Origin of the sequence: Pseudomonas sp. GLN_2 (assembly GCF_043106005.1) — a bacterium.
GTDB classification, from domain to species: Bacteria; Pseudomonadota; Gammaproteobacteria; order Pseudomonadales; family Pseudomonadaceae; genus Aquipseudomonas; species Aquipseudomonas alloputida.
On the sequence record NZ_JBICMC010000105.1, the window covers coordinates 20824 to 43815 of the forward strand.

21 protein-coding genes are annotated in these 22992 nt (G+C 61.1%); 3 read left to right on the forward strand and 18 right to left on the reverse strand.

Translation table 11 applies throughout. The features are described from left to right. The first annotated feature begins 147 nt into the window (after positions 1-147). Together ACF8Q6_RS25805 and ACF8Q6_RS25810 are read left to right on the forward strand one after the other, a co-directional pair. Complete coding sequence (locus ACF8Q6_RS25805) at positions 148-1344, forward strand: PepSY domain-containing protein (protein WP_003254197.1); 1197 nt, start codon at positions 148-150, stop codon at positions 1342-1344. Beyond that, positions 1341-1883 carry a hypothetical protein gene (locus tag ACF8Q6_RS25810; protein ID WP_004573639.1) on the forward strand — a complete coding sequence of 181 codons (543 nt, stop codon included), beginning with the start codon at positions 1341-1343 and terminating at the stop codon, positions 1881-1883. Before ACF8Q6_RS25805 ends, ACF8Q6_RS25810 begins: the two co-directional genes overlap by 4 nt. A 27-nt stretch (positions 1884-1910) precedes the next feature. Here the strand turns inward: ACF8Q6_RS25810 and ACF8Q6_RS25815 are convergent, their stop codons facing one another. The 11 genes from ACF8Q6_RS25815 to sdhC form a co-directional block, all read right to left on the reverse strand. Next, on the reverse strand, positions 1911-2660 hold the full coding sequence (locus ACF8Q6_RS25815; protein ID WP_003254200.1) for a DUF599 domain-containing protein: 750 nt from the start codon (positions 2658-2660) through the stop codon (positions 1911-1913). A gap of 235 nt (positions 2661-2895) precedes the next feature. Further along, entirely contained in the window at positions 2896-4209 is a 1314-nt protein-coding gene (gene brnQ, locus ACF8Q6_RS25820) for a branched-chain amino acid transport system II carrier protein (RefSeq protein ID WP_392490201.1), read from the reverse strand. A 403-nt stretch (positions 4210-4612) separates the two neighbouring features. Continuing rightward, complete coding sequence (sucD, locus tag ACF8Q6_RS25825) at positions 4613-5497, reverse strand: succinate--CoA ligase subunit alpha (protein ID WP_003254203.1); 885 nt, start codon at positions 5495-5497, stop codon at positions 4613-4615. Next, positions 5497-6663 (reverse strand): ADP-forming succinate--CoA ligase subunit beta, encoded by a 1167-nt coding sequence (gene sucC / locus ACF8Q6_RS25830; RefSeq protein WP_003254205.1) that lies wholly within the window; start codon positions 6661-6663, stop codon positions 5497-5499. The genes sucD and sucC overlap by 1 nt, the downstream gene beginning before the upstream one ends. Before the next feature lie 171 nt (positions 6664-6834). After that, positions 6835-8271 carry a dihydrolipoyl dehydrogenase gene (gene lpdA, locus ACF8Q6_RS25835; RefSeq protein ID WP_010954949.1) on the reverse strand — a complete coding sequence of 479 codons (1437 nt, stop codon included), beginning with the start codon at positions 8269-8271 and terminating at the stop codon, positions 6835-6837. 93 nt (positions 8272-8364) lie between these two features. Then, positions 8365-9588, reverse strand: coding sequence for a 2-oxoglutarate dehydrogenase complex dihydrolipoyllysine-residue succinyltransferase (odhB, locus tag ACF8Q6_RS25840; RefSeq protein WP_003254209.1), 1224 nt, complete (start codon positions 9586-9588; stop codon positions 8365-8367). A gap of 42 nt (positions 9589-9630) precedes the next feature. After that, positions 9631-12462, reverse strand: a complete 2832-nt coding sequence (locus ACF8Q6_RS25845) for a 2-oxoglutarate dehydrogenase E1 component (protein WP_003254210.1) — start codon at positions 12460-12462, stop codon at positions 9631-9633. 246 nt (positions 12463-12708) lie between these two features. Beyond that, entirely contained in the window at positions 12709-13413 is a 705-nt protein-coding gene (locus tag ACF8Q6_RS25850; protein WP_003254212.1) for a succinate dehydrogenase iron-sulfur subunit, read from the reverse strand. An 11-nt stretch (positions 13414-13424) separates the two neighbouring features. Then, a complete protein-coding gene (gene sdhA, locus ACF8Q6_RS25855; RefSeq protein WP_003254213.1) occupies positions 13425-15197 on the reverse strand; it encodes a succinate dehydrogenase flavoprotein subunit in 1773 nt (590 codons plus the stop codon). 3 nt (positions 15198-15200) lie between these two features. Beyond that, positions 15201-15569, reverse strand: a complete 369-nt coding sequence (sdhD, locus tag ACF8Q6_RS25860; protein ID WP_003254214.1) for a succinate dehydrogenase, hydrophobic membrane anchor protein — start codon at positions 15567-15569, stop codon at positions 15201-15203. Beyond that, positions 15563-15949, reverse strand: a complete 387-nt coding sequence (gene sdhC, locus ACF8Q6_RS25865; protein WP_008091902.1) for a succinate dehydrogenase, cytochrome b556 subunit — start codon at positions 15947-15949, stop codon at positions 15563-15565. The genes sdhD and sdhC overlap by 7 nt, the downstream gene beginning before the upstream one ends. Positions 15950-16301: 352 nt before the next feature. Here sdhC and gltA point away from each other — a divergent pair, with 352 nt between their 5' ends. After that, entirely contained in the window at positions 16302-17591 is a 1290-nt protein-coding gene (gene gltA, locus ACF8Q6_RS25870) for a citrate synthase (protein WP_003254218.1), read from the forward strand. Between the two features lie 217 nt (positions 17592-17808). Here the strand turns inward: gltA and ACF8Q6_RS25875 are convergent, their stop codons facing one another. The 7 genes from ACF8Q6_RS25875 to ACF8Q6_RS25905 form a co-directional block, all read right to left on the reverse strand. Then, positions 17809-18414 (reverse strand): START domain-containing protein, encoded by a 606-nt coding sequence (locus ACF8Q6_RS25875; RefSeq protein ID WP_180690147.1) that lies wholly within the window; start codon positions 18412-18414, stop codon positions 17809-17811. A 33-nt stretch (positions 18415-18447) separates the two neighbouring features. Beyond that, positions 18448-18702 (reverse strand): YkgJ family cysteine cluster protein, encoded by a 255-nt coding sequence (locus tag ACF8Q6_RS25880; protein ID WP_019437847.1) that lies wholly within the window; start codon positions 18700-18702, stop codon positions 18448-18450. Positions 18703-18831: 129 nt separating this feature from the next. Then, positions 18832-19266, reverse strand: a complete 435-nt coding sequence (locus ACF8Q6_RS25885; protein WP_019750834.1) for a hypothetical protein — start codon at positions 19264-19266, stop codon at positions 18832-18834. A gap of 64 nt (positions 19267-19330) precedes the next feature. Further along, positions 19331-20773: a PLP-dependent aminotransferase family protein gene (locus tag ACF8Q6_RS25890; RefSeq protein WP_003254223.1), complete on the reverse strand. Its 1443-nt coding sequence runs from the start codon at positions 20771-20773 to the stop codon at positions 19331-19333. A 171-nt stretch (positions 20774-20944) separates the two neighbouring features. After that, complete coding sequence (locus tag ACF8Q6_RS25895) at positions 20945-21757, reverse strand: OmpA family protein (RefSeq protein WP_392489796.1); 813 nt, start codon at positions 21755-21757, stop codon at positions 20945-20947. Then, positions 21754-22107, reverse strand: a complete 354-nt coding sequence (locus ACF8Q6_RS25900; RefSeq protein WP_003254227.1) for a DUF4398 domain-containing protein — start codon at positions 22105-22107, stop codon at positions 21754-21756. The genes ACF8Q6_RS25895 and ACF8Q6_RS25900 overlap by 4 nt, the downstream gene beginning before the upstream one ends. Before the next feature lie 9 nt (positions 22108-22116). Continuing rightward, positions 22117-22938 carry an ABC transporter substrate-binding protein gene (locus ACF8Q6_RS25905; RefSeq protein ID WP_012051719.1) on the reverse strand — a complete coding sequence of 274 codons (822 nt, stop codon included), beginning with the start codon at positions 22936-22938 and terminating at the stop codon, positions 22117-22119. Positions 22939-22992 lie beyond the last annotated feature (54 nt).

A 22992-nucleotide genomic window follows, 5' to 3' on the forward strand; every position in this document is an offset into this window, starting at 1 on the left:
GCAGGCTCAGCGGGGGTCTGGGGTTCGCCATGACAGACGGTTTTCCGGTTTGCCTGCCCTCGCGCGTCATAAGGGTACCGGCGGGATTTTCCTCATACCGCGAGGGATCGACGCGCAAGCCACCCAAACCACAAGGCACCGGCCCCTATGTCCAAAAAGTCACGCTCGAAACTCTGGTTCCTGGTTCACAGCTGGCTGGCCCTGCCCATCTGGTTCTTCGTGCTGATCGTCTGCTTCACCGGCACCCTGGCAGTGGTCAGCCAGGAACTGGTGTGGCTGGCCAAACCGGAGATACGCGCGGCGAAGCCGAGCGATGATGCGCCACTGCTGACTTACGACCAGGTGCTCAAGGCCCTGCGTGAAGCCCGCCCCGATCTGGATGTGCAATACATCATGCGCCCGGACGAGTCGCACTTCGCGCTGCAGGTGCAGGTGGTGCAACCGGACAACACCACCCAGAACCTCTACGTGAACCCCTATACAGGCAAGATCCAGGGCATCAGCCCTTCCTTCGACTTCCGCCAGTTCACTCGCGCCTTGCATGGCTGGTGGCTGGTACCTTTCGGCAACGGCTACCCGTGGGGGTGGTACCTGGTCTCGCTGCTGGGCTTGCCGATGCTTGCCTCGCTGGTCACCGGCCTGGTCGTCTACAAGCGCTTCTGGAAAGGCTTTCTGAAACCTACCCTGCGCTTTCGCCAAGGTGCGCGCATCTTCTGGGGTGACTTCCATCGCCTGAGCGGTATCTGGTCGATCTGGTTCATTGCCGTGATCGCGATCACCGGCACCTGGTTCCTGATCCAGGCGTTGCTGGCCGACAACCACATCTCGATCTCAAGCCGCGACGTCCCCGCCGTGGTGGCCCGCGAGGACGTACCGCTGCTGCAGGCTGGCGAAGCGCCCCGGCTGGTCAGCCTGGAGCATGCCATCGAAACGGTGAAGGCGCAGATCCCCGGCTTCGAGGCCTCCTTCGTGCGCCTGCCCGGCAATGCCTATGACACCTTCAACATCCGTGGCCGCGGCTGGTACCCGCTGATGTTCCAGAGCGCCAGCATCAACCCGTACACAGGCGTGGTCGCCACCTCGCACACCCTGGATGATCGCACGTCGCTGGAGTTCGTCACCGAATCCATGCGCCCGTTGCACACAGGCGACTTCGGCGGACTGTGGGTCAAGATGATCTGGTTCGTTTTTGGCCTGGTGCTGACCTTGATGGTGCTCAGCGGCCTGTTGATCTGGAGCAAGCGCACCGCACAGGCCACTGCAGCCGCACTGAAACGCAAGCCGCGCAGCGCACCAACGGCCAACGCCGCGCAAGACGCCCACCTGCCGGAGACCGCCCGATGAGCCGAGCCACCACCACCGACGCACCTTCGGCCTCACGCCGCCTGTGGCTGAAATGGCGCTTTCACCTGAACATCCTGCTGATACTCATCCCCCTGGGGTTCATGCCCCGGTATTTTGCCGACCAGGCGTTGTTCAAAGGTGAAGCCGGGCTGGGTGAGCGTGAGGCGGGTGTGGTCGCAGTGGGCCCATGGAGCCTGCGCCTGGCCGAATTCCGTGCGTCGGCGCCCCGCCAGGAAGGCCCGGCCGGGTATTTCAAGAGTTTCAGTGCGGCGCTGTGCAACCACTGTATCGGCGAAGTGAAGGCCACCTACCTGCGGGTGGGTAAGCCACGCAGCCTGCGCGCGGCCGGGAGCATCTTCTTCGGTTCACCCTACAGCATGGGCGCTTCCGTCCCGGTTCCGGCCAAGACCCGACCCAACGCTGAATTGTGGATCACCATGGAAGGCTGGGATGGCAGCGTGCACCAGGCTTCGATTCCCCTCAGCCAGGCCTCGCCGGCGACAGTTGCCTGGCTGCAGGCGCAGGTTGGCAGCCGCTAGACAACCCGGCGGCGCCCCCTGATCGGGTCAAGCGTTGCCAGCGGCGCTTTCCTTGCCCGCGTCCGTGGGGGCGCTTTCAGTGGGCGTGAAGACCATCACTTCCAGTACATCGGAATGGAACTCACGGCGGTACAGAATCAATACCACGCCCACACTCACCACCATGAATAGCCAAGGGCTGATGAACCAGGTCAGCATGGCCATGCCGAAGTAATACGAGCGCAGGCCGAAGTTGAACTGGTTGGCGGCCAGTGACAGCACCCGCGCCGCGCGGGAGGCGAACGCCTTGCGCTCCAGCTCATTGACCAGCCGTTCGCCGATCATCGGCGCCGACCCCACCAGCACGGCGGCAAAGTTGTATTGGCGCATGCACCAGCTGAACGTGAAGAAGGCATAGACAAATACCATGGCCAGGCACAGCAGCTTGATCTCCGACATGCCCTGGGATGTTTGCTGAACCAGCGGCAGGTCGGCCAGCAACGACAGTGCCCGGTCGGAGGCACCGAGCACGGTGAGGATGCCAGCCAGAATGATCAGGGTGCTGGAGGCAAAGAACGAAGCGTTGCGCTCCAGGTTACCGATCACGCTGGCATCGGCGATGCGGTTGTCGCGCAGCAGCATGCGGCGCATCCAGTCTTCGCGGTACAAGTGCAGCACACTGGCCAGGCACGCGGTGTCACGCCCCTTCCAGATCGCATAGCGGGTATAGCCACCCCAGCACAGGGCGAACCAGGCGATGGCCAGCAGGTTGTTGAGGTTGCTTTGGATGAAGTTCATGCAGGGTTACCGAAAGGGCCATGTGCCTAAAGGATAGGGACCGGATTTCGACGCTGGCAAGCGGCAAAAGGCACACCTGCACACTGAAAAATGCATTACCTGCTGCGAAGCGGCCGAAACAGGCAAACAGCAAAAAGCCCCGCATCCTTTCGGAGACGGGGCTCTCTTGTTTTCACCCTTGGCGGGCACCCTTCGGCTTGTGGCCGGTGCCGCCCTCAGGCTTCGACTTGTGCGGTCAGGCCAGCGCCTCGCGCGGCTTGCCGAGCATGCGGTCGCAGGCCACGGCACCCACCAGGGTCACCACCGAAGGTACCAGCCAGGCCATGCCGGCATCACTCAATGGCAGGTGCGCCATGAAGTCTGGCAACACGTGGGCAAGGCTGCTGCCCTTGATCGCATCGACCATGCCGAACAACAGCGATACCAGCATCACCGGTGCCAGGATGCGCGCTGGCGAGTTCCACAGGTCTTTCACGAAGCTCAGGCCAACCACCACGATGCACGGCGGATAGATGGCGGTGAGCACCGGGATCGAGAACATGATCAGCTTGGTCAGGCCAAGGTTGGAAATCAGCAGCGAGAAGCCGGCGAGGATCACCACCAGCGCGCGGTACGACAGCGGCAGGATCTGGCTGAAGTACTCGGCGCAGGCACAGGTCAGGCCAACCGCGGTCACCAGGCAGGCCAGCGCGATCAGCACGGCCAGGAAGCCGCTGCCCAGGGAGCCGAAGGTGTGCTGTACGTAGGCATGCAGCACCGCCGCACCGTTGGTGGCGTCCGCCGCGATGTCGTGGCTGGTGGCACCCAGGCGGAACAGGCTGATGTAAACCAGGGCCAGGCCGACACCGGCGATCAGGCCGGCGATGATGGCGTAGCGGGTAATCAGCCTCGGCGACTCGACACCGCGCGAGCGAATGGCATTGACAATGACGATACCGAACACCAGGGCACCCAGGGTATCCATGGTCAGGTAGCCATCGGAGAAGCCCTTGGAGAACGCAGCGGCGGCATAGGCAGGCTGTGCGTCACCGATGGTACCGGCGGGCAAGGCGAAGGCAGCGATGCCCAGGACGGCCAGGGCAATGATCTTCAACGGTGCCAGGAAGCGGCCCACGGTGTCGAGCAACTTGCCAGGGTACATGGACACGGCCAGCACGACGATGAAGTACACCAGGCTGTAGATGAACAGCGCCAGCGGGCTTTCACCGGTCAGCGGTGCAACGCCCACTTCAAACGACACGGTCGCGGTACGCGGGGTGGCGAACAGTGGGCCTACCGACAGGTAGCACACGGCCGCCAGCAAGCCACCGAAGAACTTGCCGATCGGGCTGCTCAGGGCATCCATGCCGCCACCGACCTTGGCCAGGGCGACCACGGTGATGACCGGCAGGCCGACAGCAGTCACCAGGAAGCCCAGTGCAGCCATCCATACATGCGGGCCAGACTGCAGGCCGACGATAGGCGGGAAGATGATATTGCCTGCACCCACGAAAAGCGCAAACGTCATAAAGCCAAGCGCCAGGATATCCTGGCCTTTGAGAACTTTCATTTAAGGTAGTACCACACTGCTGAAATCGGGATTCGAGAGGGGATTTCCCTTTGGGTAAGGGGAAATGCTGCCCGGCTTGATAGGCCAGACCCGTTTAGCGTGTCGTTCCCTTTTGGGGTACGGGCACAGAGTGAACGCGTAATGTAACTGTTTTGTCAGTCAAACGCACTGGCACAGTGCTGCTTGTCCGATGTGCGTACATGTTTGTCGTCTGCGCGACCGAGGACGGCAGGTATTATCCTCGGATTGAAACATTCGTATGCGTGAAAATTCCTATTAAACCTGTCGAAGAATCTCTATCGCCAGCACCGGCCTCTTCGCAGGTAAACCCGCTCCTACGAACCCCACATACGACAAAGGCCACCCGAAGGTGGCCTCTGTGCGCGTGGGGGGTGTAGCAGTATTACTTCTTGGCTTCCCAGCCAGTCAGCTCGGCCAGGGCCTTGCCGATGTCAGCCAGCGAACGCACGGTTTTCACACCCGCGTCCTGCAGGGCGGCGAACTTCTCGTCCGCAGTACCCTTGCCACCGGAGATGATGGCGCCAGCGTGGCCCATGCGCTTGCCCGCAGGTGCGGTAACACCGGCGATGTAGGAAACGACAGGCTTGGTGACGTGGGCCTTGATGTAGGCCGCGGCTTCTTCTTCAGCCGAACCGCCGATCTCACCGATCATCACGATCGCTTCGGTCTTCGGGTCTTCCTGGAACAGCTTCAGGATGTCGATGAAGTTGGAGCCTGGGATCGGGTCACCGCCGATGCCGACGCAGGTCGACTGGCCGAAGCCGGCGTCGGTGGTCTGCTTCACAGCTTCGTAGGTCAGGGTGCCGGAACGCGAAACGATACCGACCTTGCCTGGCAAGTGGATGTGGCCTGGCATGATGCCGATCTTGCACTCGCCCGGGGTGATGACACCTGGGCAGTTAGGGCCGATCAGGGTCACGCCCAGCTCGTCGCACTTGACCTTGGCATCCAGCATGTCCAGGGTAGGAATGCCTTCGGTGATGCAGACGATCAGCTTGATGCCGCCAAAGGCAGCTTCCAGGATCGAGTCTTTGCAGAACGGAGCCGGTACGTAGATGACCGAAGCGTCAGCGCCGGTAGCTTCCACGGCTTCCTTGACGGTGTTGAACACCGGCAGGCCCAGGTGGGTGGTGCCACCCTTGCCTGGGGTTACGCCGCCGACCATCTTGGTGCCGTAGGCAATGGCCTGTTCGGAGTGGAAAGTACCCTGCGAGCCGGTGAAGCCCTGGCAGATGACTTTGGTATCTTTATTGATCAGGACGCTCATTACTTGCCCTCCGCAGCTTTGACAACTTGTTGAGCAGCGTCGGTCAGGCTGGTTGCCGCAATGATGTTCAAACCGCTTTCTGCCAGTACTTTAGCGCCCAGTTCGGCGTTGTTGCCTTCGAGGCGAACGACGACCGGAACTTTAACGCCGACTTCTTTCACTGCACCAATGATGCCTTCGGCAATCATGTCGCAGCGAACGATGCCGCCGAAGATGTTGACCAGAACGGCCGCGACATTGCTGTCGGACAGAATGATCTTGAACGCTTCGGTAACGCGCTCTTTGGTAGCACCACCGCCAACGTCGAGGAAGTTGGCCGGCTTGCCGCCGTGCAGGTTGACGATGTCCATGGTACCCATGGCCAGGCCGGCACCGTTGACCATGCAGCCGATGTTGCCTTCAAGGGCAACGTAGTTCAGTTCGAACTTGGCAGCGTGGGCTTCACGGGCGTCGTCCTGCGACGGGTCGTGGAAGGTTTTCAGCTTCGGCTGACGGTACATGGCGTTGGCGTCGATGTTGATCTTGGCATCGAGGCAGTGCAGGTCGCCATCGGCCTTGATCACCAGCGGGTTCACTTCCAGCAGCGCCAGGTCATGATCCTTGAACAGCTTGGCCAGGCCAACGAAGATCTTGGCAAACTGTTGAACTTGCTTGCCTTCCAGGCCCAGCTGGAAAGCCAGCTCGCGACCCTGGAACGGCTGAGCGCCGACCAGTGGGTCGATGGTGGCCTTGAGGATTTTCTCAGGCGTTTCGTGAGCGACTTTCTCGATGTCCACGCCACCTTCGGTGGAAGCCATGAACACGATACGGCGGCTCGAACGATCGACTACAGCGCCCAGGTACAGCTCTTTGGCGATGTCAGTGCAGGATTCGACCAGAATCTTGGAGACGGGTTGACCGTTGGCATCGGTCTGGTAGGTAACCAGATTCTTGCCCAACCACTGTGCAGCGAACGCCTTGGCGTCTTCCTTGCTGCGAACCAGCTTTACGCCGCCCGCTTTACCGCGACCACCCGCGTGAACCTGGGCTTTTACAACCCACTCGTTCCCGCCGATCTTGTCGCAGGCTTCTGCAGCTTGCTCAGGGGTATCGACTGCGAAACCCTTGGAAACTGGCAGGCCGTACTCAGCGAACAGCTGCTTACCCTGATACTCGTGAAGATTCATGCTTTTTACCGTCTTCGTTAGGTACTGCGCTTCGGCGCTGCGCCATCAGTGGCGCCGCACCACCTGTGACCGTTGACCCCGGGTTTCCCGTGTGATCCGGTCCGGCGGACTTTCCGCGGTGAGTCATGCACGCAAGACTCACGACGGGCAGCCCGCCGTGGTTTCTTATAATTAACGCTTCTTACGGTTGGCCACGTGAATGGCGCCGCCATTCACCGCCAGCGCTGCTTCATGCAACGCTTCGGACAGGGTTGGATGGCTGAAGACCATCATGCCCAGATCCTCGGCACTGGTGCCGAATTCCATTGCGATTGCGCCCTGCTGCACCAGTTCGGCAGCCGATGGGCCAATCACGTGAACACCCAGAACGCGGTCGGTCTTGGCATCGGCGATGACCTTGACGAAACCACCGGTGTCGTTGGCAGCCATCGCACGGCCGCTGGCCGCGAACGGGAAGGTGCCCACGTTAACCTCAACGCCCTCGGCCTTCAAGGCCTGTTCGGTCTTGCCGACCCACGCGATTTCCGGGTGGGTGTAGATGACCGATGGGATCAGGTCGTAGTTCATCTGGGCCTTGTGGCCCTTGATGCGCTCGACGACCATGATGCCCTCTTCCGAAGCCTTGTGGGCCAGCATCATGCCGCGTACCACGTCACCGATGGCGTACACGCCCGGAACGCTGGTGGCGCAGTAATCGTCGACGAAGATGTAGCCACGCTCGTCGATGGTCACGCCGCTGTCGGATGCCAGCAGATCGGTAGTCACCGGGCGACGGCCGACGGCAACAATCAGCTTGTCGAAGGTGATCTTCTGCTCGCCTTCGGCGTTGGTGTAGGTCACTTCGACTTCATTGCCGTTGACTTTCGAGCCGGTGACGCGAGCGCCCAGCTTGATGTCCAGGCCTTGCTTGGTCAGGGTCTTCTGGGCTTCTTTCGACACGGCGGTGTCGGCAGCCATCAGGAAGGTGTCCAGGGCTTCCAGGACGGTCACTTCAGCACCCAGGCGAGCCCATACCGAGCCCAGCTCCAGGCCGATCACGCCTGCACCGATAACGCCCAGGCGCTTCGGTACGGCCTGGAATTCCAGGGCGCCGGTGGAGTCGACGATGACGTTCTGGTCGACCGGGGCCGGCGGAATGTCGATCGGGCGCGAGCCGGAAGCCAGGATCACGTTCTCGGCTTCGATGACTTCGGTGGTGCCGTCAGCTTTGGTAACTTCGACTTTCTTGCCGGCCAGCAGCTTGCCGTGGCCCTGGATCGAAGTGACGCCGTTGGCCTTGAACAGGGTGGCAACGCCACCGGTCAGGTTCTTGACGATGCCCGCCTTGCGGCCAACCATCGCGGCCACGTCCATCTTCACTTCGCCAGTGGAGATACCGTGGACGTTGAAGCTCTCTTTGGCTTCCTTGTATTTCCAGGAGCTGTCCAGCAGCGCCTTGGAAGGAATGCAACCTACGTTCAGGCAGGTGCCGCCCAGGGCCAGCTTGCCCTCGGCGTCGGTGTACTTCTCGATACAGGCAGTCTTCAGACCAAGTTGTGCGGCCTTGATGGCAGCCACATAGCCGCCTGGGCCTGCACCGATTACCACTACGTCGAATTTCTGGGTCATAAAAGATTCCTTATCAGCTACAAGCTACAAGCCGCGAACCGCGCGGCATGGCTTCTCGCGAAGCCAGGCCCGGCACGGTACGCAGCCAGAGGGTTAGATGTCCAGCAGCAGGCGGGACGGATCTTCCAGCAGGTTCTTGATAGTGACCAGGAAGGTTACCGCTTCCTTGCCGTCGATCAGGCGGTGATCGTACGACAGCGCCAGGTACATCATCGGGCGAATCACGACCTGGCCATTGATGGCCATCGGGCGCTGGATGATGTTGTGCATGCCGAGAATGGCAGCCTGCGGCGGGTTGACGATCGGGGTCGACATCATCGAACCGAAGGTGCCACCGTTGGTGATGGTGAAGGTACCACCGGTCATCTCTTCGATGGACAGTTTGCCGTCACGGGCCTTCTTGCCGAAGGTAGCGATGCCGTTCTCGATTTCAGCCAGGCTCATCGACTCGGCGTTACGCAGCACCGGCACCACCAGGCCACGGTCGCTGGACACGGCAACACCGACGTCGGCGAAGCCGTGGTAGACGATGTCGTTGCCGTCGATCGAGGCGTTGACAGCCGGGAAGCGCTTCAGCGCTTCGGTGGCAGCCTTGACGAAGAACGACATGAAGCCCAGGCGCACGCCATTGTGGGTCTTCTCGAACAGGTCCTTGTACTTCGAACGCAGGGCCATGACTTCGGTCATGTCCACTTCGTTGAAGGTGGTCAGCATCGCCATGTTCGACTGGGCTTCGACCAGACGCTCGGCGATCTTGGCACGCAGGCGGGTCATCGGCACGCGCTTCTCGGTACGGTCGCCAGCAGCGACGACAACCGGGGCAGCGGCAGCAGCGGCAGGCTTGGCAGCCGGTGCAGCGGCAGGAGCCGACTTCTTGTTGGCAACAGCAGCAACCACGTCTTCCTTGGTGACGCGACCGCCTTTACCGGTGCCTGCCACGGTAGCCAGGTCGATGCCGTTTTCTTCAGCCAGCTTGCGCGCAGCCGGGGCAGCGATCGGGTCATCTTCGCCGGCGTCAGCGCTGGCAGCGGCCGGAGCAGCTGCAGGTGCGGCGGCCGCGGCAGGCGCGGCGGCAGCACCGCCTTCAACGATCGAACCCAGCAATTCGTCGGACAGGACGGTGTCGCCCTCGCCCTTGACGATGTCGCCCAGCACGCCATCGGCAGTCGCCAGTACTTCCAGGACAACCTTGTCAGTCTCGATGTCGACGATCAGCTCGTCACGCTTGACGGCTTCGCCCGGCTTCTTGTGCCAGGTGGCAACGGTGCCATCGGCAACCGATTCCGGGAAGGTTGGGGCTTTGATCTCGATAGCCATTATCTGTGTTTCCTTAAATTCGGTTTCAGGTGCGCGAAGGCGTTAGACAGTGAAGGCGTCTTGCAGCAGTTTTTCCTGCTGTTCGGCGTGCTTCGAAGCGTAACCACAGGCTGGCGCGGCAGAAGCGTCGCGACCGGCGTATTCCAGGACCAGTGCCTTGTTGTGGCGGCCCAGGATACGGCGCATGTGGTGCTGGCTGCTGTACCAGGCGCCCTGGTTCATCGGCTCTTCCTGACACCAGACCGCATGCTTGAGGTTGGTGTAAGGGGCGAGGATTTCGACCAGATCGTCCTCAGGGAACGGATACAGCTGCTCGATACGCAGGATGGCGATGTCTTCGCGGCCTTCGGCACGGCGTTTTTCCAGCAGGTCGTAGTAGACCTTGCCGCTGCACAGCACCAGACGCTCGACCTTGGCCGGATCGATTGCGTCGATTTCCGGGATCACGGTCTGGAACGAGCCTTCTGCCAGGTCTTCCAGGGTCGAGATGGCCAGCTTGTGGCGCAGCAGCGACTTCGGCGTCAGGACGACCAGCGGCTTGCGCAGCGGGCGAATGACCTGGCGACGCAGCAGGTGGTAAATCTGTGCCGGCGTCGTCGGTACGCAGACCTGGATGTTGTGCTCGGCGCACAGCTGCAGGTAACGCTCCAGACGCGCGGAGGAGTGCTCCGGCCCCTGCCCTTCATAGCCGTGTGGCAGCAGCATGGTCAGGCCACACAGGCGGCCCCACTTGTGCTCACCACTGGTGATGAACTGGTCGATCACCACTTGCGCACCGTTGGCGAAGTCGCCGAACTGGGCTTCCCAGATCACCAGCGCGTTCGGCATGGTGGTGGAGTAGCCGTATTCGAAGGCCAGTACCGCTTCCTCGGACAGGAACGAATCGTACAGATCGAAACGTGGCTGGCCAGGGAACAGGTTCTGCAACGGAATGTAGGTGCTGGCGTCCTTCTGGTTGTGCAGCACCGCGTGACGGTGCGAGAAGGTGCCACGGCCGATGTCCTGGCCGGTCATGCGGATCGGGTGACCTTCGAACTGCAGGGTGGCGTAAGCCATGGTCTCTGCATAACCCCAGTTGATCGGCAAGCCACCGGCCTGCATCTTCTGACGGTCTTCGTAGATCTTCGACACCTGACGCTGGACCACGAAACCTTCCGGCAGCTCGAGCAGCTTGGCCGACAGATCCTGCAGGGTCTTGAGGTCGAAACGGGTGTCGTGACGCGCGGTCCAGGCATGGCCCAGGTACGGACGCCAGTCGACGAACAGCTCGCGGTTCGGCTCCTTGACCAGGCTTTTCACCACGTGCAGGCCATTGTCCAGCGCGTTGCGGTACTCGTCGATCTTGGCCTGAGCGCGCTCGGCGTCGATGCGACCGGCCTGGATCAGCTGCTCGGCATACAACTCACGGGTAGTGCGCTGCTTGCTGATTTGCTGGTACATCAGCGGCTGGGTGCCGTTCGGCTCGTCAGCCTCGTTGTGGCCACGGCGACGGTAGCAGACCAGGTCGATGACCACGTCACGCTTGAACTGCATGCGGTAGTCGATGGCCAGCTGGGTGACGAACAGCACGGCTTCCGGGTCATCGCCGTTCACGTGCAGGATCGGTGCCTGGATCATCTTGGCAACGTCGGTCGCGTACTCGGTGGAGCGCGCATCCAGTGGGTTGCTGATGGTGAAACCAACCTGGTTGTTGATCACGATGTGCACGGTACCGCCGGTCTTGAAACCGCGGGTCTGCGACATCTGGAAGGTTTCCATGACCACGCCCTGGCCAGCGAACGCAGCGTCGCCGTGGATCGAGATCGGCAGCACCTTGTCGCCAACGGTGTCGTTGCGGCGGTCCTGACGGGCGCGCACCGAACCCTCGACCACCGGCGAAACGATTTCCAGGTGGGACGGGTTGAACGCCATGGCCAGGTGCACTTCGCCACCCGGGGTCATCACGTTCGAGGAGAAGCCCTGGTGATACTTCACGTCACCCGAGCCCAGCTCGTTCATCTTCTTGCCTTCGAACTCGTCGAACAGCTCGCGCGGGTTCTTGCCGAAGGTGTTCACCAGCACGTTCAGGCGGCCACGGTGGGCCATGCCGATCACGACCTCCTTGGCGCCGTAAGAGCCGGAACGCTGGATCATTTCATCCAGCATCGGAATCAGGCTCTCGCCGCCTTCAAGGCCGAAACGCTTGGTGCCCGGGTACTTGGTGCCCAGGTACTTTTCCAGGCCCTCACCGGCGGTCACGCGCTCGAGCAGGTGGGCCTGCACGTCAGCGGAAAATTCCGGACGGCCGCGCACGCTTTCCAGGCGCTGCTGGAACCAGCTGCGCTGCTCGGAATCGACGATGTGGGTGAATTCGGCGCCAATGGTGCGACAATATGTCTTCTGGAGTGCATCGAAGATGTCGCGTAGGCTCGCCTCCTCTTTGCCGATGAACAGGTCGCCGGCACGGAAGGTCGTATCAAGATCGGCATTGGTCAAGCCGTAGTGATTGATCGACAGGTCTACGGGCGCAGGGCGCTGCCACAACCCCAACGGGTCGAGCTTGGCAGCCTGATGGCCGCGCATACGATAGGCCTGGATCAGTCGCAGAACTTCAACCTGCTTCTTCTCGTGTTCACTGCTCACGCTCCCGGCGGAAACCGGTTGAGCGCGGCGCTGGTTCTTTGCCAGCAGTACGAAATGGTCGCGGATTGTCGAGTGCGATACATCAGTAGCGGTGCTGCCGTCGGCTGGCAACTTCTGGAAGTAAGTGCGCCACTCTTCTGGCACAGCGTTAGGGTCGTGCAGGTAGAGCTCGTAGAGCTCTTCCACATATGCAGCGTTACCACCTGAAAGGTGGGCGCTATCCCACATGCGCTGCATCACGCTTTCTTGCATGCTTGGTCACCCTCGATTAGGGGACTGATCGGCGAGAGCCACAGCAAACCTGGAAAAGTCCGAAAACAGCGACTGAACCACGCCACCTGGATCCTGCTGATTTTCCGGGTACCAGCCCGGAAAGCCCCTGCTGGTCTCATATCTTCATAGGTAATGAACGCGGGCTTTGTGGGCCCTTGTTCGGGTTTTACCTCAGTGCGGGCTCACCACCCGCACCTCGGCTTACTGCAGGTACAACGCTTTGTATCAGGTGCCGCTTTGCAGCAGCATGTTACGTACGTGACCGATTGCCTTGGTCGGGTTCAGACCTTTCGGGCAAACGTTTACGCAGTTCATGATCCCGCGGCAGCGGAATACGCTGAACGGGTCATCCAGGGACGCCAGGCGCTCCTGAGTCTTGGTATCGCGGCTGTCGGCAAGGAAGCGGTAGGCTTGCAGCAAGGCTGCCGGGCCCAGGAACTTGTCCGGGTTCCACCAGAACGACGGGCAGGAAGTCGAGCAGCACGCGCACAGGATGCACTCGTACAGGCCGTCCAGCTTGTCACGGTCTTCCGGCGACTGCAGGCGCTCGATGGCCGGGGCCGGGGTGTCGTTCTGCAGGAACGGCTTCACCTTCTCGTACTGCTTGTAGAAGATGCTCATATCGACCACCAGGTCACGAATGACCGGCAGGCCTGGCAGAGGACGCAGAACCAGCTTGCCGCCCTTCACGACCGCCGACAGCGGGGTGATGCAGGCCAGGCCGTTCTTGCCGTTCATGTTCATGCCGTCGGAACCGCAAACGCCTTCACGGCAGGAGCGACGGTACGAGAAACCCTCGTCCTTTTCCTTGATCAGCGCCAATACATCCAGCACCATCAGGTCCTTGCCGCCGGTATCGACGTCGAACGACTCCATTTTTGGCGCCGAGTCGGTGTCCGGGTTGTAACGATAAACTTCGACTTTCAACATAGCAGCCACCCTTAGTAAGTCCGGACTTTTGGTTCGAAGGCTGGAACAGTCTTCGGCGCAAAGTTGACGCCGCGCTTGGCAACGCGCTTCTCACCCGGGTAGTACAGGGTGTGGCACAGCCAGTTTTCGTCGTCACGGTCTTCGAAGTCTTCACGGGCGTGAGCGCCGCGGGACTCTTTACGGGCTTCCGCCGCGATGGCGGTAGCTTCGGCAACTTCCAGCAGGTTCTGCAGCTCCAGCGCTTCGATACGCGCGGTGTTGAAGGCCTGGGACTTGTCGTTGATCTTGACGTTGGCGATACGGTCACGCAGACCGGCCAGTTGCTCGATACCCTTCTGCATGTATTCGCCAGTACGGAATACACCGAAGTAGTTCTGCATGCAGCTCTGCAGCTCACGCTTCAGGCTGGCAACGTCTTCACCGCTGGTACGCTCATTGAGCTTGTTCAGGCGGTTCAGGGCAACATCGACGTCGGTGTCGCTGGCGTCGCGGTATTCCACGCCTTCGCTCAGCGCCTTCTCCAGGTGCAGGCCGGCAGCACGGCCGAACACCACCAGGTCGAGCAGCGAGTTGCCGCCCAGGCGGTTGGCACCGTGAACCGATACGCACGCCACTTCACCTACGGCGAACAGGCCCGGGATGATGTGATCCTGACCGTCGGCGTCCATGGTGATGGCCTGGCCATGGATGTTGGTGGCAACGCCGCCCATCATGTAGTGGCAGGTTGGAACCACCGGCACCGGCGCGACCACAGGGTCGACGTGGGCGAAGGTCTTGGACAGCTCGCAGATACCTGGCAGGCGGCTGTGCAGCACTTCCTCGCCCAGGTGGTCCAGCTTCAGCAGTACGTGGTCCTTGTTCGGGCCCACGCCGTTGCCGGCGATGATTTCCTTGACCATGGAGCGGGCAACCACGTCGCGGCCGGCCAGGTCTTTGGCGTTCGGCGCGTAACGCTCCATGAAGCGCTCGCCGTGGGCGTTGATCAGGTAGCCACCTTCACCGCGGCAACCCTCGGTGACCAGTACACCGGCGCCGGCGATACCGGTCGGGTGGAACTGCCACATTTCGATGTCCTGCACCGGCACGCCTGCACGCAGGGCCATGCCGATACCGTCACCGGTGTTGATCAGGGCGTTGGTGGTGGACGCGTAGATACGGCCTGCACCGCCAGTGGCCAGTACGGTGGCCTTGGACTTGATGTACAGGGTTTCGCCGGTTTCGATGCAGATGGCGATCACACCCACGAATGCGCCGTCCTGGTTCTTCACCAGGTCAACTGCGTAGTACTCGTTGAGGAACGTGGTGCCCGCTTTCAGGTTGCCCTGGTACAGGGTGTGCAGCAGCGCGTGACCGGTACGGTCCGAAGCGGCACAGGTACGGGCGGCCTGGCCACCTTTACCGAAGTCCTTGGACTGACCACCGAACGGGCGCTGATAGATGCGGCCGGTTTCAGTGCGCGAGAACGGCAGACCCATGTGGTCCAGTTCGAAGACCGCAGCCGGGCCTTCCTGACACATGTATTCGATAGCGTCCTGGTCACCGATGTAGTCGGAACCCTTGACGGTATCGTACATGTGCCAGCGCCAGTCGTCGTTCGGGTCGGCCGAAGCGATGGCGCAGGTGATGCCGCCCTGGGCGGATACGGTGTGCGAACGGGTCGGGAAGACCTTGGTGACTACGGCAGTCTTGTGGCCGCCTTGAGCCAGTTGCAGCGCTGCGCGCATGCCGGCGCCGCCACCACCGATGATGATGGCGTCGAAGGAAATGGTTGGAATGCTAGCCATGGATCAGATACCCCAGAGAATCTGCACACCCCAGACGAAGTAAGCGAACATCGCAACGCCGCATACCGCCTGGAACAGGAAACGAATCGCAGTTGCCGACTTGCCGAACGACATAGGCGTCAGGTAGTCGGTTGCAATGGTCCACATGCCGACCCAGGCGTGAGCGCCCAGGGCAACGAGGGCCAGCAGACTGAAGATCCGCATCGCGTTGTTGGAGAACAGACCATGCCACTGGGTGTAGTCGATGCCTGGGTGGGCGACCACGTAGCCGATCAGGAAGAGGAAGTAAGCCGCGAGAACGACCGCAGAAACGCGCTGCGCCATCCAGTCATAGAGGCCCGAACGCGACAGGTTCGTGACATTGGTTACCATACCCAAACTCCCACCAGAACGATCAGCACCACGGAGATGACGATCACGATTTTCGAGCCCAGCTTGCCGCCTTCCAGCGTCTCACCGATACCCATGTCCATGATCAGGTGACGAACACCTGCCACGAGGTGATAAAGCAGGGCGGACAGCAGACCCCAGGTCACGAACTTGGCCAGCGGGCTGGTCAGACACGCCTTCACCTCACCGAAGCCTTCCTCGGAACCCAGCGACTTGCCCAGTGCATAAAGCATGATGGCAAGGCCGATGAACAGGATGACGCCGGAGATACGGTGCAGGATGGACGTGTACGCAGTGACGGGGAGCTTGATGGTCCTTAGGTCTAGGTTTACAGGTCGTTGGCTTTTCACGGCTTTTTTCACACTGAAGAGCCCCTAGCGAATCAGGGCAAAGTTGTTGGTAAGTGTACTGGTCAGGTACCCACCACCCAGGGAACGGCGACCCCCAGCAGTTCGGGCTTGCAAGCCCCTGGCGGTCGGGTGCCGAGTATAGACAGTTAGGCTGCTTATGACAACGTGACGGGGTAGCCCAAATAGCGCATTGCCTTTAATGAACAAAAGGCGTAAATGGGCGAGAATTTCGGGAAAAATCAGGCTTGAATGCCTGATTCAACAAGCCTTTAGGCAAATTGACATCTGAATTTATCCCTCTATAGTGGTGCGGGCCCTGCGTGGGGGGCCTGTCTGATGATTTCAAGCATTAATAGGAGGCCACATGGCTGACAAAAAAGCGCAGTTGGTCATCGAGGGCGCTGCCCCCGTCGAGCTGCCCATTTTAACCGGCACCGTTGGTCCTGATGTAATCGACGTCCGCGGGTTAGGGGCCACTGGTCACTTCACCTTCGACCCAGGTTTCATGGCGACTGCCTCGTGCGAGTCGAAGATCACCTATATTGACGGCGACAAAGGTATCCTGCTGCACCGCGGCTACCCGATCGAGCAACTCGCCGAACAGTCCGACTACCTCGAAACCTGCTACCTGCTGCTCAACGGCGAACTGCCGAATGCCGAGCAGAAGGCCCAGTTCGTCAGCACCGTCAAGAACCACACCATGGTTCACGAGCAGCTGAAGTCCTTCTTCAACGGCTTCCGCCGCGACGCTCACCCGATGGCGGTGATGTGCGGCGTAGTCGGCGCCCTGTCGGCGTTCTATCACGACTCCCTGGACATCAATAACCCGCAACACCGCGAAATCTCCGCGGTGCGCCTGGTCGCCAAGATGCCGACCCTGGCTGCGATGGTTTACAAGTACTCCATGGGCCAGCCGATGATGTATCCGCGCAACGACCTGTCGTACGCGGAAAACTTCCTGCACATGATGTTCAACACCCCGTGCGAGATCAAACCGATCAGCCCGGTACTGGCCAAGGCAATGGACCGGATCTTCATCCTCCACGCCGACCACGAGCAGAACGCCTCCACCTCCACCGTTCGTCTGGCCGGCTCGTCGGGTGCCAACCCGTTCGCCTGTATCGCCGCCGGTATCGCCGCACTGTGGGGCCCGGCCCACGGCGGTGCGAACGAAGCCGTACTGACCATGCTGGATGAAATCGGCGATGTTTCGAACATCGACAAATTCATCGCCAAGGCCAAGGACAAGAACGACCCGTTCAAGCTGATGGGCTTCGGTCACCGCGTGTACAAGAACCGCGACCCGCGCGCCACAGTGATGAAGCAGACCTGCGACGAAGTCCTGCGCGAGCTGGGCATCAAGAACGACCCGCAGCTGGAACTGGCCATGCGCCTGGAAGAGATCGCCCTGACCGATCCTTACTTCATCGAGCGTTCGCTGTACCCGAACGTCGACTTCTACTCGGGGATCATCCTCAAGGCGATCGGCATTCCGACCAGCATGTTCACCGTGATCTTCGCCCTGGCACGCACCGTGGGCTGGATCTCGCACTGGAAAGAAATGCTCTCCAGCCCGTACAAGATCGGCCGTCCGCGCCAGCTGTACACCGGCGAGCAGAAGCGCGACATCGTTGCTCTGAAAGACCGCAAGTAAGCGTTGATCGCCGAACGCAAAAAGGCTGCCCTCGGGCAGCCTTTTTTATTGTAAATCCTGCCGTTAGCAGTTCGATCTTTGCGGGGGCGGCCTTGCATCGCGAAAGGGCTGCAAAGCAGCCTACGCAGTATTGCGGTAGCCTAAGATTTGGGGGCCGCTGCGCGCCCCATTCGCGACGCAAGGCCGCTCCCACAGAGACCGCGCGCCGCGTTAAACCTCAGTTTTTCTCAGCCCGCTCGCGCAGCCCTTTCAGGGTATTGAACGGCGCATCCACCACGAACTTGTTGGCCACCATCGCCGGCACGCTGCCACCCGGCTCGGTGTGCACCTGGTAAGTCACTTCGGTGCTGTCGCCCTTGGGCACCAGCTTCCAGAAGCCCTGGACCTTTGCCACCCGCACAAAGCCCTTCTCTTCCGGGACATAGGTCGGCTCTTCGACCAAGTTACGGGTCAGGCTGCCATCAGCCCCCTTCACCGTGGTGATATGCAGCACGGAATCACGCGGGGTCACCGGCCAAGGCGTGTTGAACTGGGTGTAGGTCCAGCTTTGGTCGCCCTCGTGCTTGAGCAGCTTCTGCGACTTGCATTCGTGAATCCACGCACAGGCACCGGCCACGTCTTCCTGCAGCGCCTGCACCTTGGCCAACGGCGCCTTGATCACGGTAACACCCTGATAGGCCTTGTACTTGGAACCGGCCACTTCGCTGAGGGATACCTTGATCCCGTCCTCGTCCTTGGCCACCTGCCAGTTCTCAGCCCAGGCCACAGGCGACAGCAGAACACCCACGCCACACAGCAGTGCAATACGCTTGAACGATCTCATCATGTTTATCCTTGTTGTCGAAGATCCAGCCTGTCACGCCGCCGTCATCTGCTCCCACCAGCCAAGAATCCTGATTGCCTCGTCACGATCACTGCCGCACACCTCGACATCTGCCTTGAAACCACCGCACACCGCCGGCCGCTCAGGCTTGCCAAACAGGTCGCAAAGGTTGGCCGCAGTCAGGTGCAGGCAGCGCTCACCCGCCGGCTTGCCATTGGGCATTCGCGGCATCGCAGAAGTGATGGACGGGGCGATGCAGCAGGCACCACAGCCCTCACGGCATTGCATGGCTATTCACCAAAATCAGGACTCCCTGGAACAAAACGGGACGAACGCCCCTGGATAGTAACCGCTCAAACAGTCGTTTGAAATTGCTGGCACGATGAAATCTGCTGTGACCCAGCAGTCAGTACTCACCTATTGGCGATACTCGAAATCGATGGCAGCGCCCTCCACCTCACGACGGCTATCATTGCGCAGTTGCAGCTGCATTTCGTTGTTGATCAGCCGGCCATTGAGCTGGAACGGGCTGTCATTGGTCTCTGGCTTTTCTGTGAACATGGGCGGCAACAAAGGTTTGCGCCGCTGGATTGGGGAAAGCGTGCCCACATTCGGCTCAAGGTTGTTGACCATCTCGACGGGCAAGCTAAGGTCCAGCCCTGTCTTGGGCAATGGCTTGGCAACCGCTTTGCTGACCGGCTTGTGCGCGGGCTTGGCTGTCGCCTTTTTTGGCACGTGCTTGCCCTGAGCCGCCTGAACCTCGCTTGCCGGCTGCGCAGCCAAGGCAGGGGCGACCGGGCAGCAAAACGGCAAAAGGCACACGATCAGAACAAAGCAGCGCAAAACGTTCATGGCAAATGGACAGACTGGCAGGAAAAATGCGTATGCTCCCTGTTCCACAGGCAGCTTGCAAGCCTTACAAAAGCGTAACCGCAGTCTCCCTGCACAACTGCTGCGCCAGCAAACCGAGCGTAATCACAGCCCGCTCGGCCTCCTTATTCCAAGGAATGCCGCAGTTGAGTCGGACACAGTGGTTGAACTGCTCTGTGTTACTGAATATCAGTCCTGGCGCAATGCTGATGCCCTGCTCCAGCGCACGCACATGCAGCTCCTGGGTATTGACCCGACCCGGCAGGCTCACCCAGAGAATGAAGCCGCCTGTCGGCCGGGTCATCTGGGTACCCTCGGGGAAGTGCTGCTGCACTGCCAGCTGATAGGCACTGAGGTTCTTGCGATATTCCTGGCGTATGTAGCGCAGATGCCGATCGTAGCCGCCATTCTCCAGGTAGGCTGCCACGCCCATCTGCGTCACGCTACAGGCCGAGTGGGTGGTAAACGTCTGCAGGCGCTGAATCTCGTCCTGGTAACGCCCGGCGATCATCCAGCCCACCCGCACCCCAGGGGACAGGGTCTTGGAGAAGCTCGAACAGTAGATCACCCGGTCCAGCCGGTCGAACGCCTTCAGCGCCTTGGTCTTGCCCTGCTCGAACATCAGCTCACCGTAGATGTCATCCTCGATGATCTGGATATCGAAGTCCGAGGCCAGGCGCAGCAATTGCTTTTGCCGCTCTTCGGGAACGGTGCCGCCCAGCGGGTTGCTCAAGCGCGCAGTGAGCACCAGCGCCTTGATCGACCATTGGTTAGCCGCCAGTTGCAAGGCTTCGAGGCTGATACCGGTGGACGGGTCACTGGGGATTTCGATCACTTTCAAACCCAGCAGGTCAGCCAGCTGCAGCAAGCCGTAATAGGTCGGCGACTCGGCGGCGATCAGGTCACCTGGGCGGGTGAGCACCCGCAGCGACATCTGCAGGGCATCGACACACCCATGGGTCACGATCACTTCGCGCGGGTCGACCAGCACGCCGGCATCGCGCATGCGTATGGCAATCTGTCGGCGCAGCGGCTCGAAACCGGGGCTGAACATGTAGCTGAAGGCGCGCGGGCTGTGGAAGCGCGTCACCTTGGCGATTTGCTGATGCAGGGCGCGCACTGGCAGGTAGTCGACATGCGGCACTGCAGCGCCAAACGGGAACACACCATCGCGGCGCGCCTCAGTCAGCACCTGCTGGATGATGCTGGCGCGCGTGACCAGGCCGGGGCGTTCCACCCGGGCGATGTCCGGGGTTTGCGCGGTCAAGGCAGGGGTCTGGTGCACGTAATAGCCAGACTGCGGCCGCGCCCGGATAAGCCCTTGGTCCTCAAGATTGGCATAGGCCTGCAACACCGTGGCATGGCTGACGTTGAGCTGGGCGCTCATCTTGCGCACGGAGGGTACCCGCTCGCCTGGCTGGTAGACACCGCGACGGATATCATCGGCCAGTTGCTGGGCGATACGCTGGTACAGCAGCAGGTTGGTCATGTCGACATGCTCGTTATTCTTGTACGGGTCACTGACGGTAGAGAATACCGTAACAGTTGCAAAGTGTACTGGGACAGATTGCAACATAGTCGACAATACAACAGCGTGACCGCTATCGAAACGATTAAACCGACATAAAACGGGCCGCAAAGCGGCCCGTTTCGACAAGACTCAGCGCGCTGGCGCGAGCCGACCCTTGTCATCGGAGAATACGATCTCCACTCGACGGTTCTGCGCCCTGCCCCGCTCCGAAGCATTGGCCTCGATCGGGTACTGGTCGCCATAGCCCTCAACCTGCAGGCGCTTTTCATCGATGCCCAGGTCCACAAGCATGTCGGCCACGGACTGCGCCCGGTCGCGCGACAGCTTGAGATTCTCCTCGCCCGTGCCAGTACTGTCGGTATAGCCCTCGATACGCACTACCCGGCGCGGGTTGAGCTGCAGGAACTGCACCAGCTTGAGCACAGTACGGCTGGCCGAGTTCTTCAGGTCGGCACTGCCGGTATCGAACAGCACATCGCCCAAGGTCATCACCAAGCCACGATCGGCCTGCTCCGACGCCAACGCGGCAATCTGCGACTCGACCCACTTGCCCTGCTGCTGCACGCTGGCCAGCTTGGCCTCACGCAAGGCCAACTGCAGGCGCTGGCGCTCCAGGTCGAGCTTGGCCTGGCGCTCCTGGTTCAGCGCCAGCTTGGCATGCTCGCGGGCAATCTCGCTGTAGCGCTGGCTGAGGTAAGCATAATGCCGCACATCAGAACCGGTGCCGATGTAACTGGACAGGCGCTCGGCGCGAGCCAGCGATTCACCCGCCCGAATCACGTCACGCGGCGCGCTGCGCAGCACATCGGAATCATCTTTGACCCCCTGGAAGGCGACGGTGGCCTCATCCAGCGCGGCACTGCTGCGCTGGCTGGCGCAACCTTGCAATCCTGCCGTCAGCGCCAACAATGCCAGTGCAGCCAAAGGCGTACGACGGATCATGGCTGCACCTCCAGTTGCTTGCGCAAGCGCTTGACCCGCGACTGCAGCACCTGCAGCTGCTCTTCGCTCTTCTGGTTCAGCACCTGGGCCTCGGCCAGGCGCGCATCCAGCTCGGCTTGCTCGGCGCGCATGCGCGCATCGCGATAGTCCTGGGTAAGCATGTTGGCCTTGGCGCGGGCCAGCTTGTCTTCAGCCAGTTTCAGCGTTTCTACCTGCTCAGTGGCGCCGACGGCCTTGGCCTGGTCCAGAGCCTGTTCGGAAATGCGCATCTGCTCGTCAGGGGCCGGATCATTGGCGCAGCCAGCCAAGCCGAGCACGGCCAGGGCGAGGATTAGTGGTTGGGTTCTCACGCAATCTTCCTAGTGTTTGGGGGCGTCCGCAGGCACGTGCAACTGCGCTTTCCAGCGCTCGACATTACGTTGCAGCACAGCTTCGGATGCACCAGAGATCGGCAATTCTGTCAGTTTTTTTGCCAATTGCCCACGCAACCAGCTGTCATTGCACGCCGAGTTGTGCGACAGCGCCAGGTACAGGCCCGGCCTGTCCACCGGCAAGCCGCGGGCTATCAGGTCATTGCTCATACCCAGGCTCTGGGCCATGGCCATACCGGAGTAACGGCCAGCCAGCACATAATCCACCTGGCCGAGTACCAGTTTCTGGAACGCCTGGGTCAGGTTCTGCGCCGGCACCAGCTTGAGCTGGGCCTTGGCGAACGCAGTAAAGGCCGGGGTCAGGCGCGCACGCTCGGACAAACTGCCCTGGTACCTGGCCAGATCGGCCGGGCCATCAAAGGTCACCGCTGCATCATGGCGGGTCCACACCAGGTACTCATTGAGCTGCAACGGCGGATGGATGTAGTCCAGCGCGGTCAGTTGCTCCACCTGCATGGGGGTGTCGAGCAGCAGGTCCATGCGCCCGCTGCGCACCTCTTCCAGCGCCTGATCACGGCGACCGGCACTCAGCACCTCGACCTTCACACCCAGCTCTTCCGCCACCTGGCGCAACAGGTCAACGTTGGCGCCGATCAGGTGCTTCGGGTCTTTCGGGTCCTGCCACGAATAGGGCGGCGCATCAGGGCTGCCGGTCGCCACCAGGCGCTCGCACTTGCCTGCGGCCATGGCCAGTGGTGACACCAACAGCGCCACACATGCCAGCACCCTGCCCGTTCCGCGCAACGTCATCCCTCACCCCTCAAGCCATAAAAAAACCCGACCCTCAAAACGAGGGCCGGGTTC